Origin of the sequence: Exiguobacterium sp. 8A (assembly GCF_902506275.1) — a bacterium.
GTDB lineage: Bacteria > Bacillota > Bacilli > Exiguobacteriales > Exiguobacteriaceae > Exiguobacterium > Exiguobacterium profundum.
Genome location: NZ_LR733630.1, coordinates 2,812,913 through 2,825,848, shown reverse-complemented (window position 1 = coordinate 2,825,848; position 12,936 = coordinate 2,812,913). Strand labels below are relative to the sequence as shown.

General features: G+C 48.9%; 17 protein-coding genes. 2 read left to right on the top strand and 15 right to left on the bottom strand.

Going from position 1 to position 12,936, the window contains the following annotated elements; all coding sequences use genetic code 11:
• Positions 1-34: 34 nt before the first annotated feature.
• Positions 35-631 (bottom strand): hypothetical protein, encoded by a 597-nt coding sequence (locus GVY42_RS14835; RefSeq protein WP_074037627.1) that lies wholly within the window; start codon positions 629-631, stop codon positions 35-37.
• 155 nt (positions 632-786) lie between these two features.
• Here GVY42_RS14835 and GVY42_RS14830 point away from each other — a divergent pair, with 155 nt between their 5' ends.
• Positions 787-1,200 (top strand): VOC family protein, encoded by a 414-nt coding sequence (locus tag GVY42_RS14830; RefSeq protein ID WP_159561907.1) that lies wholly within the window; start codon positions 787-789, stop codon positions 1,198-1,200.
• Between the two features lie 38 nt (positions 1,201-1,238).
• Here the strand turns inward: GVY42_RS14830 and GVY42_RS14825 are convergent, their stop codons facing one another.
• From GVY42_RS14825 to GVY42_RS14775, 11 genes are all read right to left on the bottom strand, one after another.
• A complete protein-coding gene (locus GVY42_RS14825) occupies positions 1,239-1,964 on the bottom strand; it encodes a class I SAM-dependent methyltransferase (protein WP_031421255.1) in 726 nt (241 codons plus the stop codon).
• A complete protein-coding gene (rsfS, locus tag GVY42_RS14820; RefSeq protein WP_015881000.1) occupies positions 1,964-2,311 on the bottom strand; it encodes a ribosome silencing factor in 348 nt (115 codons plus the stop codon). Before rsfS ends, GVY42_RS14825 begins: the two co-directional genes overlap by 1 nt.
• A gap of 10 nt (positions 2,312-2,321) precedes the next feature.
• Entirely contained in the window at positions 2,322-2,879 is a 558-nt protein-coding gene (yqeK, locus tag GVY42_RS14815; RefSeq protein ID WP_159561906.1) for a bis(5'-nucleosyl)-tetraphosphatase (symmetrical) YqeK, read from the bottom strand.
• A complete protein-coding gene (locus GVY42_RS14810; protein WP_159561905.1) occupies positions 2,869-3,438 on the bottom strand; it encodes a nicotinate-nucleotide adenylyltransferase in 570 nt (189 codons plus the stop codon). Before GVY42_RS14810 ends, yqeK begins: the two co-directional genes overlap by 11 nt.
• The gene (gene yhbY, locus GVY42_RS14805; protein WP_015880997.1) at positions 3,435-3,731 is read right to left on the bottom strand and encodes a ribosome assembly RNA-binding protein YhbY; all 297 of its coding nucleotides are present in this window, start codon (positions 3,729-3,731) and stop codon (positions 3,435-3,437) included. Before yhbY ends, GVY42_RS14810 begins: the two co-directional genes overlap by 4 nt.
• Positions 3,732-3,737: 6 nt before the next feature.
• Positions 3,738-4,523, bottom strand: a complete 786-nt coding sequence (gene aroE / locus GVY42_RS14800) for a shikimate dehydrogenase (RefSeq protein ID WP_159561904.1) — start codon at positions 4,521-4,523, stop codon at positions 3,738-3,740.
• Positions 4,520-5,632 (bottom strand): ribosome biogenesis GTPase YqeH, encoded by a 1,113-nt coding sequence (gene yqeH, locus GVY42_RS14795; RefSeq protein WP_015880995.1) that lies wholly within the window; start codon positions 5,630-5,632, stop codon positions 4,520-4,522. The genes aroE and yqeH overlap by 4 nt, the downstream gene beginning before the upstream one ends.
• A 133-nt stretch (positions 5,633-5,765) precedes the next feature.
• Positions 5,766-6,392, bottom strand: a complete 627-nt coding sequence (locus GVY42_RS14790) for a YqeG family HAD IIIA-type phosphatase (RefSeq protein WP_015880994.1) — start codon at positions 6,390-6,392, stop codon at positions 5,766-5,768.
• A 125-nt stretch (positions 6,393-6,517) separates the two neighbouring features.
• Entirely contained in the window at positions 6,518-7,297 is a 780-nt protein-coding gene (locus GVY42_RS14785; protein ID WP_159561903.1) for a phosphatidylserine decarboxylase, read from the bottom strand.
• Entirely contained in the window at positions 7,294-7,716 is a 423-nt protein-coding gene (locus GVY42_RS14780; protein ID WP_159561902.1) for a thioredoxin family protein, read from the bottom strand. The genes GVY42_RS14785 and GVY42_RS14780 overlap by 4 nt, the downstream gene beginning before the upstream one ends.
• 74 nt (positions 7,717-7,790) lie before the next feature.
• Complete coding sequence (locus tag GVY42_RS14775; RefSeq protein WP_015880991.1) at positions 7,791-7,985, bottom strand: YjzD family protein; 195 nt, start codon at positions 7,983-7,985, stop codon at positions 7,791-7,793.
• 162 nt (positions 7,986-8,147) lie between these two features.
• On the opposite strand from GVY42_RS14775, the gene GVY42_RS14770 reads away from it, so the two are divergent.
• Positions 8,148-8,960 (top strand): Cof-type HAD-IIB family hydrolase, encoded by an 813-nt coding sequence (locus tag GVY42_RS14770; protein WP_159561901.1) that lies wholly within the window; start codon positions 8,148-8,150, stop codon positions 8,958-8,960.
• A 49-nt stretch (positions 8,961-9,009) separates the two neighbouring features.
• Here GVY42_RS14770 and GVY42_RS14765 read toward each other — a convergent pair whose 3' ends face one another.
• The 3 genes from GVY42_RS14765 to GVY42_RS14755 all read right to left on the bottom strand — a co-directional run bounded on the left by GVY42_RS14765 (position 9,010) and on the right by GVY42_RS14755 (position 12,930).
• Positions 9,010-9,858, bottom strand: a complete 849-nt coding sequence (locus tag GVY42_RS14765) for a YitT family protein (RefSeq protein WP_031421243.1) — start codon at positions 9,856-9,858, stop codon at positions 9,010-9,012.
• Positions 9,859-10,004: 146 nt separating this feature from the next.
• Positions 10,005-12,302 carry a glycoside hydrolase family 65 protein gene (locus tag GVY42_RS14760; RefSeq protein ID WP_159561900.1) on the bottom strand — a complete coding sequence of 766 codons (2,298 nt, stop codon included), beginning with the start codon at positions 12,300-12,302 and terminating at the stop codon, positions 10,005-10,007.
• A 208-nt stretch (positions 12,303-12,510) separates the two neighbouring features.
• Positions 12,511-12,930 (bottom strand): general stress protein, encoded by a 420-nt coding sequence (locus tag GVY42_RS14755; protein WP_159561899.1) that lies wholly within the window; start codon positions 12,928-12,930, stop codon positions 12,511-12,513.
• Between the last annotated feature and the right edge of the window lie 6 nt (positions 12,931-12,936).

Here is a 12,936-nt window from a genome sequence, read left to right as displayed (position 1 = left end):
AGATTAGAATGATTACAAATAAAAAGCTCGTGAATCACGAACTTTTTTTCATATGTCTCTTTTGTTTGGATTTTTCACGTTGATGGAGCGTCACGACGAAAAATGCTGCCAAGATACCGCCTAGGGACCCCGCGATGATGTCGACCATCGTATCGTCATTCCCGTTCCCTTGCATCGTCGTGTTCAGGACGACGTCAGATGTGAATTCATACATCTCCCAAAGCGCCGCCCCAGCCATGGAAAAGACGACAATGTATACGAACAAAAATCGTTTCGGGATCTCGGTCCGAATGTCATCATCGAGCCTACTGAAGAAGTCGAATCCAAGGAATGCGAGAAAGATTCCGCTTAAGAGATGAAGGAACGTGTCCCACCAACCATTCCCGTATAGTCCGACAATCGATCCTAAATACTGGGAGGCAAACAAGAACAGGATATACGCCACCTTCATCTTGCCATCGAGTTCTGTTTTAAACGTCTTTTCAATGAAGAACGGGATGAGCCCAGAAATGATTCCGGCCCCCGCTACACTCGCATCGAACCATGATTCTTCAATGATTGATGTGATAAGTATGATCGCCATGAACAAGACGAATCCAAATTCGAGGATACGTCCTTTCGTGAGCTTCATGATGCTTCGCCTTCTTTCGTCTAGTTTGTTCTCTATATGCTCTATTCCCAACTCTCAATCGTGTTCAACCACACAATTGAATTTAGTTGGACTCTCTTGCTATTTACGAACATACGTTCTATAATTAATATTATGAATTCGAGGAGGAACTTGCTATGCCGATCAATCCGTATCTCAACTTTAATGGGAATTGTCGAGACGCCGTAACCTTTTATGCCGATGTGTTCAACCACGCCGCTCCAGACATCATGACGTTCGGTGATCAACCTGGTCCAGACGGTCAACCGGTGCCGAGTGAAATGGCCAATCTTGTGCTGCATACCCGACTCGCGGTTCACGGCTCATCGCTCATGTTTTCTGATGCGATGCCTGACGGACCGGTCACATTCGGGGACAATGTCACGCTCGCTGTCGTCACAGACGACCTCGAGGCCATCCATCGTGAGTTCGAGGCGCTCTCTGTGAACGGACGTGTCTTGATGCCGCTTCAAGAGACGTTTTGGAGCAAGGCGTACGGCATGCTCGAAGACCAGTTCGGCGTCCAGTGGCAGTTCAGCCACGAAGCATAACGACAAAAATCCCCGATTCGTCAGAATCGGGGATTTGCTTATTTTTGGGCAACGAAGAAGATGCGCTCGGCATCCGCTCCTGGTGCATGTTCGGTGAAATCAGAGGTGACTGATTTGACATGGAAACCGGCACCAATCAACCATTGCATGTACTGCCCTGGTTCATACGTCCGTTGTTCATGTGTCTCCTCAATTCGTTCATACGTCCCATCTTCAAGCGCGACGAAGAACGTTAAGTCATGAACGACCGACAGCGGGGCTTCTCCCGGGTCGGCAAACCAAATATATGAGCAATCTTCTCCGTTTGACGCATACGTCTTTTGGTTGAAGAGCGTCTGCATCTTGTTCGGAGCATGGACATCAAAGATGAACAAGCCGCCTGGTTTGAGTTGATTGTAGACAGATTCAAACGTATCAATCACGTCCGCCTCGTCTCGCAAATAGCAAAGGGAGTCGCAGAGAATCGTCACCGCATCGACCGGTTCCGGTAACTCCAACTCACGCATATCCTGTTCCCAAAGCGGCAACTCGATTTCGACCTCGAGCGCCTTTTCTTGTGCGACTTCGAGCATCGACTCGGATAAGTCGATCCCCATGACATCGTAATATTCTGCGAGGCGAATCGTCGCCGACCCGGTCCCGCACCCGACATCAGCGAGTGTCGCGCCATCTTGGACGTGACGACGCACGAAAGCGACCCACTCATCATACGGCGCGTCTTTCATCAACTCGTCGTATACATAGGCGAATCCTTCGTAAGCCATTAGCCGACTTCCACTTCGACGTGTGGCGCGTCAGCCCACAATTTCTCTAGGTTGTAGTAATCACGGTCATCACGATGGAAGATGTGGACGACGACGTTCTCGAGGTCAGCGAGGACCCAACGTGCCGTGTCCATTCCTTCGAACTTGTGGAGTGGTAAGCCGTTTTCACCAGCAACGTCTTTGATTTCACGTGCGATCGCTTCGACTTGCTTCTCCGAGTTCCCGTGACAGATAACGAAGTAATCCGCGATTGGCGAAATCCCTTCCATGTCGAGTACGACGATTTCCTCGGCACGTTTATCGTCAGCCGCTTTAACAATCAATTCTAATTCTTCTCTTGCAGTCATATTGACCCTCCTAAGGTATATTCACAAAATCGTTATACGTTTCAATCGTCAGTGGAAAAATACGCACCGACTTCTTCAATAAAAATTCAATCGTTTGTTTCAGTGTCGCGACAACCGCTGCTTCGAGCGAGCGCTCCACTTCTGCCCGCAACCGGTCGACGCCGGGATAATCCCGATTCGGTTCGATGGCATCAGCCACGAACAGAATTTGGTCGAGCCGAGACATCCCGGGCTCTCCCGTCGTATGATTCCGAATCGCCGAGAGCACCGCGTCATCCAGGTCGTATTGACGGGAAAGTAAAATCGCACCGACCGGCGCATGAAGTAGCTCGTCCCCGTACTCAAGTAGATTCGGGTCTAACCCTTCTTCCACGACGACTCGACGCATTTCTTCGACGTCAAAGTACTTCGCATAATCATGAAGCATGGCAGCAAGACGAGCCTGTTCGACCTCTTCACCGAATTGAACCGCCATGCGTTCCGCCGTCTCGACGACACCGAGCGTATGGATATAGCGTTTTTCTGGCAGCGTCTGTTTAATCAACTCGTGCGCTTCTTCAAACGTCATACAACTTATGCTCCTTCACATACTCCTCGACTGGCGTCGGGACAAGATATTTGATGGATTTGCCTCGTTTCGCCCGTTCCCGGATGTCCGTCGATGAAATCTCGAGTTGCGGCATGTCAATCGCGCGGACGTCTGCCTTCTCCGGAATCAAATAACGTGTCCCCGGCCGTGCGACCGCACCGAACGTGACAAGACGGATGAGCGTCTCATAGTCATACCAGGATTCAAGCGAAACGAGTGAATCGGCACCAATCAAAAAGTAGAATTCATCATTCGGATACTGTTCGATCAGCCGTTTCATCGTCTCGACCGTATAAGACGGCTCACTCCGTTCAAACTCAATCAAGTTCAACTTGAAGTCGGACTGATTTTGTATGGCGCGTCGCGTCATCTCGATTCGGTGGTCTGCCGAGCTGAATCCGACCTTATGTGGTGGAATCGCAGCCGGCAGGAACCACACCTCATCAAGTTCAAGCTGTTCACGCGCTTGTTCCGCGATTAACAGATGTCCGAGATGCGGCGGGTCGAACGTTCCGCCCATCAAGCCGACTCGGCTCATGGGAGTTTGATTTGGCGATTTTCTTTCTCGGTCGCCTCTTTGTACAAGACGATGACTTTTCCAATCACTTGAACGACTTCAGCCTGTGTGCCTTCAGCTAACTCGCCAGCGACATCTTTCGGCGTGTCCATGCAGTTTTGAAGTACTTGAACTTTAATCAATTCACGTTTCTCGAGTGCGTCGGCGATATCTTTACACATCGCTTCGCTGACTCCATTTTTCCCAACTTGATAGATTGGTGAGAGATGGTGCGCTTCTGCGCGTAAAAAGCGTTTTTGTTTACCTGATAACATAGTATATTATTCCTCCAATAATCCTTCGATTAACTTTTTTCCAACGGTTTCGTCCGGTTTCACGCCCGTCCATTTCTCGAACGAGAGCGCGCCCTGCCCGACGAACATGGCTACACCTGTCACAACTTTGGCTCCGCGACGTTTCGCTTCTTGAAGCATCGGGGTGACAAGTGGACGATATATGATATCACAAACGACCGTGTTTTGTCGTAATCCTTCTAATGAAAGTGGTGTCGATCTCTCGTCCATCCCGACAGAAGTGGTCTGAATGATGACATCATATCGAGAGACGTCCATCTCATCGAACGTCGTGTAGACGACTCCGAACGTGTCGGCGAGCGCTTTTGCCCGTTCCACAGTTCGATTGACAATCGTCACGTCACGCGTCGGGAGAGCTTGGACAATCCCCCGAGCCGCTCCTCCGGCACCGACAATCAGGACACGCCCTGTAAAGTCTGTGTATGGCATCAGCGCTTGGACAAGACCTGCCCCGTCCGTATTCGTCCCGATAAGTCGCCCGTCTCGTTTATACACCGTATTGACGGCTCCAGCATGTTTCGCCGCTTCGTCAAGGTCATCGAGATACCGAACGACCACCTCTTTATAGGGAATCGTGACATTGAATCCATCCCAGTCCCCTTCTCGCATTGCCGCAAATAAGGCTGGGAGTTGATCTGGTGTGGCATCGATGGCCTCATAACGCCCGAAAAGCCCAGACGCCCTCAACCACTGCTCGTGCAGTTGGGGAGAGAGCGAATGAGCAATCGGGTGACCGATGACGGCCAGATTCATACGAGCGCCTCGCGAAGTGTGACTGCGACGCCTTTTGGAGCCCATGCTGCGATACGGCCACCTTTTCCGTGAATCGCGACCCAACCGAGACCACTGAACACGATATCCGTTTTCACGCCGTCCCGTAAGCTGAACTCATGACGGACGAGTGGCGGTAAGATTTCGAGTGTCTTCTCATTCGGCGGGTTGAGCATCTTCCCAATATGTTGGTCATAGAGCTCATCGGCACGTTCGAGTTTCGTACGGTGTGCTTTCAATTCATTCGACATATAAATGACGAACGATCGCTTATTTCCTTCAAGATAATCTAAACGTGCCAATCCGCCGAAATAGAGCGTCTGTTGCGGATTCAACTGGAACACGTGCGGCTTGATTTCTTTCTTCGGTGTGATCGTCTTCAAATCTTTCGCATCGACATAGTGTGCCATTTGATGACGGTTGATGATTCCTGGTGTGTCGTACAAGTTCGCATCATCGTCGAGCGGAATGTCGATCAAGTCAAGCGTCGTTCCCGGGAAATGACTGACGGTGATGATGGCTTCATCCTCTTCACCGAAACGTTTGATCACCTGGTTGATGAGTGTCGACTTCCCGACATTCGTACAACCGACGACAAAGACGTCTTTGCCTTTGCGGTAGTACTCAATCTTTTCAGCGAGTTCATCGATGCCATGTCCTTTTTTCGCACTGATCAAATGAACGTCGATTGGGTTCAAGCCGAGTTCTTTTGCCTCTGCCTTCATCCAGTTCGCCATCCGGTTCGGGTTGACCGACTTCGGTAACAAGTCGACCTTGTTTCCGACTAACAGTACCGGGTTCGACCCGACTGAGCGCTGAAGACCCGGAAGCCAACTGCCATTGAAGTCGAAAATGTCGACGATTTTGATGACGAGTGCTTCTTTTGAACTGATACCATTCAAGATGCGCAAGAAGTCATCATCTGATAACTCCACATCTTGAACTTGGTTATAGTGCTTCAATTTGAAGCAACGTTGGCAAATGACAATCTCACGGTCAAGTGCCGATTTCGGTGCATAGCCGACCCCGTTCGGGTCTTCCGTTTGGATGGCTACGCCGCACCCAGCGCAATATCGTTTTGTTTCTTCCATAGTTATACTTACTGCCGTTCAGGTTTCCCCTTCTTCATTCACCGTAGCACCTCGCTGCTACTCCTGAAGCGTTAATTCCGACGCCTTGCTCGCCGTACATGGGCAGCCTCCTTCTTCCTGTGCGTTCGAGGTCTTATTCATCTTTTTTATGTGAATCTTCGGAACGTGGATGCATGGCCTCACCGATTTTTTCAGCGACCGCGACTTTTGCCCGTTGTGCGTCAACGGCAAGTTCTTCCACTTTTTTCGTGATCAATACATACTTCCCACGACGCTTCATATGTGCGAAGACCACTTTTTCGAGCATCCGGTTAAATTTCGTGACGAGTCCGTCCGTTTTAACGACCGGTTGCACATGAATGACATGAATGCCTGCCATGTTTGCCCCGAGAACGTCTGTGAACAGCTGGTCCCCTAAGAAGATGGCTTCCTTCGGCGAGTACCCATATTTCGAGAGTGCCGCTTTAAATCCAGATGGTAATGGTTTTCTAGCACGAGCGACATAATGAAGGCCGAGCGGCTCCGTAAATGTTCGTACACGATTCTCGTTATTATTTGATACGACAATCACATCGAAACCGTATGATTTCACTTTTTCAAGCCACATCAATAAAAGCTCTGGCGCATGTGGGACGTCCCACGCCACGAGTGTATTATCAAGGTCCGTCAAAATGACGCGCACCCCACGGTCTTTCAATTCTTGTAGGTCGATGTCAAACACAGACGCGACGAACTGTTTCGGATAAAGTCGATTAAACACGTAAAATTCCTCCAATTAGCTAAACGATTCAACTACTTATACAAGTATTGATATCCCTTCTATGGTAAACGAAAACCGACCAAACGACTAGTCTATCGTTCGGTCGGAAGAAAATTGACACAAAATTAGTTGGATTTGATTGTCCCGATGACTTCACCGAGTCGAACCGGACCGATCTTTTCACGGTCCATTTGAATCGTATCCTTCTCAAAACAAAGAACGACGGTCGAACCGAACGAGAAGTATCCCACCTCTTCTCCTTTGCCCGCCTGGTCTCCTTCGAGCGTCCACTCAATCGTGTTGACGTTCAAGGCACCGACCATGATATGTTCGTACGTTCCGGCTGGGCTGTCAAAGCGCGTCACGCGACGGTAGTTGCGTGAGAGCGGTCGAACCGTCTCCGTCAATCCGATTTCATTCACCGGTGCCGAACGGTCCCCGAGCTCATAGTGACTGAGCACACGACCAGAGAGCGGTGTGTGGACGCGGTGATAATCGCGCGGACTGAGGTAGAGAACGACGACCGTCCCCCCTGCATAACGTCTTGCTTCTTGTTGAGAACCGAGTAACTCCGCAAGCGTATACGACTGACCTTTCACCTCGAAACGACTGTCTTCTGAAATCGATTCGATGACCGATAACTTGCCATCACACGGTGCTACGAGGGTATCGGACGACTCATCAATCGTACGTGCTCCCGTCTTCAAGTGACGGGTAAAGAACGCATGCAATGATGGATAGGCAGCAAGCGGTTGCTCTGCCTCTTCTACCGCAATGTCATATACTTTTGCAAACGATGGAATCAAGTGACGACTCACATCTGATTCTGCGAAACGCTTGAGACGTTTGGCGATCCAAGGCGAGGCGTTCAGCTCAAATAACGTTTGGTAGAAACGACGCTTCATTCCTCTTTGGCCTCCTCATTTTTAAAGAACGTCTCGTATTGTTGTTCAGAGACGGCTCCTTCAATTCGACCGACCTCTTTTCCATCTTCAAATCGGATGATAGTCGGCGTACCTTCAATCCCATACGTCGTCCATACGTTATGGTCAGACAAGTTGATCGAGACCGCATCATATTCTTCGATAAGAGGTTCGACATAAGGCTTCACTTGCTCACAGTATTCGCAGCCCGTTTGCCAGAAGTAAGCGACGACTTCACCATCTTGGTCTAATTGTTGTTGCAATTCATCTGCTGTGACGGCGTTGACACCATCGTCAGTATTGTTTCCATTTAAAAAGTACAACAAACCGATTCCGATGACGATAATCGCACCGATAATGGCGAACGTGATAAAATTCGCGCGTTTTTCAGGGTTTTTCATATGTGTGATCCTCCTCTATGTTGAATAAAGAAAAAAGACTGACTCATGCACGAGTCAGTTTGATTGTAGACGGCTTACTTCTCTTGTGCAACGTCGCTGATTCCCATGTCTTGATTCAAGACATCGAGAATTGCAACGAAGATTGTGATGGCCACGCCAAATCCTGTCGCGAGCATCGCGTTGAACTCTACACCATCAACGGCAGAAATGATAAATACCGCTGTATTTGAGAGCACAATCGCCCAGATCAATGTCACTAAATAACGCATTGAACGTCCCCTCCATCTCACAGATGATTCGTAAAAATTCATACGACATTAGTATAGCATTGTTCGAATAGAATATGCGACTTCGATTGTATATTCTTTCCGTCAAATCGAAAAATGTGATACGGTCGTAGAAACATCATTGTGAAGAAAAGAGGATGACTGATGTCACGTTATTTAATCGCAGTCGATTTAGATGGAACGTTATTAAGAGATGATAAAACAATCAGCGAACGAAACCTTCGCGCACTTCAAGCGGCGCGTGAAGCTGGTCATGAAGTCATGATCGCCACAGGGCGTCCAAAGCGCCATTCGATCATGTACTATGAGCAAATGGGATTGACGACACCACTCGTCAACTTCAACGGTGCGCTCGTACATCACCCGAAAGATGCGAATTATGCGGTGACACACCGACCGATTCCGCTCAAGACCGCCCATGACATCATTGAAGAAGTAGCGGATACGAAGGCACACAATATCGTCGTCGAAGTGACGGACCACGTGTACTTCCAAAAAGACCCGCAAGAGTTCTATAGTCCGTATGCAGAACGTGCGCTCAGCGTCACATCAGGTAACTTGTTGACGCATTTGCAGGACGAGCCGACGTCCTTATTGATTCATGCGACAAAAGATCACGTCGCGCACGTCCGCTCCCAACTCGATGACATTCATGCGGAGGCGGTATTGAACCGTCAGTGGCGTATGCCCGAACATATGATTGAAGTCATGAGCAAAAACACATCGAAGGCACTTGGACTTCAAGAGGTCTCGAAGCATTTGAACATCGACCGGAAGCACATCATCGCGTTCGGTGACGAAGAGAACGACCTCGAGATGCTCGACTATGTCGGTACCGGTGTCGCGATGGGGAACGCCATCGACCAATTGAAGAATGTAGCCAACGAAGTGACGGCTTCAAATATGGATGACGGGATTGCCTTCTTCTTAGAAGAGCGACTTGGCATCAAGGTATAATGAAAGCACCGACTTTTCTAAGTCGGTGCTTTTTATGATTTATTCATGTTTAGCGACGGAACGTCCCTTCGACGTCCTCTGTCGGTAAAATATTGATCCAAACCGATGGGTCTGCATCTTTACAGATGCGCGTGATCTCACGCACCTCGTGTCGTTGTGCGACCATCATGAGCGTTGCTTTCTCGACTTTCGAGTATGTTCCGATTGCCGGCATGAGCGTGATCCCGCGGAACACGTGTTGATGTAGTTCCTTTGTCACCTCGTCCGGGTGATTCGTCACGATGAAGAGCGTTTGACGCTGTGTATTCGTGTAAATCTCATCGATGACTTTTGACGTCACATACAAGAAGACGATCGTATAAAGCGCTGTCGGCCATCCGAACAAGGCACCTGCTGCGAGGGCAATCATCATGTTCATCAAGAAGAGATAGACCCCAACCGAGTTGTTCGTAAACTTCGCGAGAATCAGCGCAACGATGTCAAAGCCACCCGTCGAGGCTCCATACCGAATCGTGATCCCCGAGCCGATTGCCAAGAGCACACCGCCAAATACAGCGTTCAAAAGTGGATCGTCCGAGAGAAGCTGCGATTGCGGAAGCAAACGAATGAACAACGTGACCGAGGCGACACTGACCAGCGTATGGATCATCATGTTCCGCCCGAGCATAAAATAACTGACGACGAGCAGTGGTGCGTTCAGAATAAAGAACCAGAGTCCTTCCCCTAATTCAAGCGGTGTACCCTCTAACAATTTCGTCAAGATTTGGGCAAGACCCGTAAATCCTGTCGAATAGACGCCAGCTGGAATTAAAAATAATGTCATGGATAAGGCAACGAACAATCCTCCGATGATCGAGACAACCCCGATTCGTGTATGTTCTTTAACGGCTTCCGTCAAGCTTCAACTCCCCTTTCTCAAAATAGCTAAGAATCAAGATAACATAGATTATTCATGCTGCATACAGCAAATATGCAGGAAATCCGATAAGTTTTTCACACAAAAACAAGCCGACCGAGGTCGGCTTGTTCGTATGAAACGATTGGTCACGCTTTCACTGTCTCGATTGTAATCGATTCATTCGCAGGAACCGTTACCGCATTTCCATACACATGGATGGTCACGTCTGTACCACCTGTTTGCTTGATTGTCACTTGTTCACGTGATGATGTGACCGTCAAGTGATGGCCGCGCCAGAGCATGTTGAACGAGTAACCGTTCCAATCTTTCGGAATCATCGGGCTAAACGAGAGGTTATCCTCTTGAATGCGCATTCCAGCGAATCCATGAACGATGGACATCCACGAACCGACCATCGACGTGATGTGCAATCCGTCTTCCGTGTCATTGTTATAGTTGTCGAGGTCAAGGCGCGCCGAACGTTGGTACAACTCGACCGCTTTGTCTTCATAACCGACTTCTGCCGCAATGATCGAGTAGACGCATGGTGACAAGCTCGATTCGTGAACCGTGCGTGGCTCGTAGAAGTCAAAGTTTGCACGCTTCTGTTCGACCGTGAAGCGGTCACCGAACGTATAGAGTCCTTGGAGGACGTCTGCTTGTTTGATAAAGTTCGAGCGAAGAATGCGATCCCATGACCAGTTTTGGTTGAGCGGAAGATGTCTCGGATCGAGGTCTTTCACCAAAATCTGCTCTTTATCCATGAATCCGTCCTGTTGCATGAAAACATCTGGAACGAGATCATCTTTTGGATAATACATCTTCGTTTGGATGTCTGCCCACTTCGCAAGTTCAGCATCCGTGATGCCGAGTGTCGACACGAGTTCTTCGAGACGTGCAGGTTCTACTTCTTTCAAGTAGTTGTACACTTCCTGCGTATATTCGAGCGTCCATGCGGCGATCAAGTTCGTATACCAGTTGTTGTTGACGTTGTTGTCATATTCGTTTGGACCTGTGACGCCTAGGATCATATACACGTCTTTGTGCGGGACAAAGTTGACGCGGCTAGCCCAGTAACGCGAGATCTCGACCAATACTTCCAATCCGTATTGTCCAAGGTACGACTTGTCGCCTGTGAAGTTCGTATAGTTGAAGATGGCATGGGCAATCGCACCGTTACGGTGAATCTCTTCATGCGTGATTTCCCACTCGTTGTGGCACTCTTCCCCATTCATCGTGACCATCGGATAAAGCGCGCCTTCCATACCGACATTCTTTATAGCATTCTCTTTTGCCTGTGGCAGTTGATTGTGACGGTATTTGAGCAAGTTCCATGAGACTTCTGGTTTGGCTGTCGCCAAGTAGAAGTGGAGGCAGTAGGCTTCAGTATCCCAATACGTCGCACCGCCGTACTTCTCACCTGTGAATCCTTTTGGACCGATGTTAAGACGTGAATCTTCACCTGTATATGTTTGATACATGTTGAAGATGTTGAAACGAATTCCTTGTTGTGCCTCGATGTCTCCATCGATACGAACATCCGCATCTTCCCAGCGTGCGAGCCATGCTTCCGTCTGTTCAGCGAGAAGTGTCTCAAATCCTTTTTCAAACGCCGCTTCGACACGTGTCATCCCAGCTGACTGCAATGCTTCAACCTCGTGGTCGCGGTTCGTGACGACCGACACATACTTGTAGGCTGTCGCTGTCTCACCGGCCGTTACGTTGACAGTGAATTTGTTGGCAACAAACAAATCTGTCGCTTCAAGCACTTCACAACGAGCGCCTTCGACGTCCGCAATCATCGATGCCGTGACATGCCAGTCGAGTTTCTTCGTCTTCGTCGTAACGAAAGCGAAACGCTCTTCCACACCACGGTCGACCGGAAGCCAGAACTTCTCATCGTAGTTCGAGTCTTCGTTGACGACATCGCCATCTAAATATGGAGTGAACTCAATTTTTGCTTCGTAGTTGACTGGTGTGACGTTGTAACGGATTGCCAAGACTTCTTTATCCACGATCGAGAAGAAGCGGATGACTTCCACTTTCGTCTCTTCTGTCCCGTTCATCAAGGTGAACGTCCGTGTGAGGACACCACGCTGCATGTCGAGCTCGCGGGTGAAATCTTTCACTTCCCATTTTGCCAAGTCGACCGGTGTACCATTGATGACCACGCGGAGACCGATGACGTTTGTCGCATTCAACACTTTGGCAAAGTATTCAGGGTATCCGTTCTTCCACCAACCGACACGTGTTTTGTCCGGGTAGTAGACGCCCGCCACGTAGAATCCTTGGTGCGTATCATTCGAGTAATCTTCCTCAAAGTTTCCTCGCATCCCCATATGCCCGTTCCCGAGCGATGTGATGGATTCTGCAAGACGGTTCTCTTTCGGGTGAAGACCTTCCTCTGTTACTTTCCATTCATCGACTGCAAACAATCGTTTCATCTGTCTGCCACTCCTTTTTCTCTACAAGGCTACCTTCGACGGACAACTAGTTCATGCAACCGTTTGTCTATGAAAGCGCTGTATTTAATCTCACCTTTCATTTTACACAACTGAAACGAGAATGCAATCGTTTGCATAAAACTTTTTCTTTCTTTTTTTCATCACATTTTACAATCAAAAAAACCGCCTCTCATCGAGACGGTTTCAATCAATCTTTCTGTCCATTTTCCTGATCCTCACCAAACGCCGCATTCGCTTCGTGTCCCTCGAATACCGCACTTCGCCCATCATTGAATCCGGTATCGGGTTCGTCGATGACGAGTGCATATCCTCCTTGTTTGATTGAAGCATGCGCCTGTTCGATTTCGTGGTCTGAGATCCCTAAATCGGTGAGCGCCTGTTTCGTATCCCGATCCTCGCTTCCCCCTCCGTTGAGGTTGTCTAGCCAGAATGTGTCACCTTCTTCTATGTTTAGGTCCGTCTCTCGTTTAAGGACATGAACGGCTTCATCCCGCTCCGTCACGACAAATAGTTCCCCTTCATCATACCCACTCTCTTTCAGCTCATTGATCTTAGACAGTAGGCTTTCTTTCGTATCGAATGTTCCGACAAATCTTCTTTCACTCATCTCTAT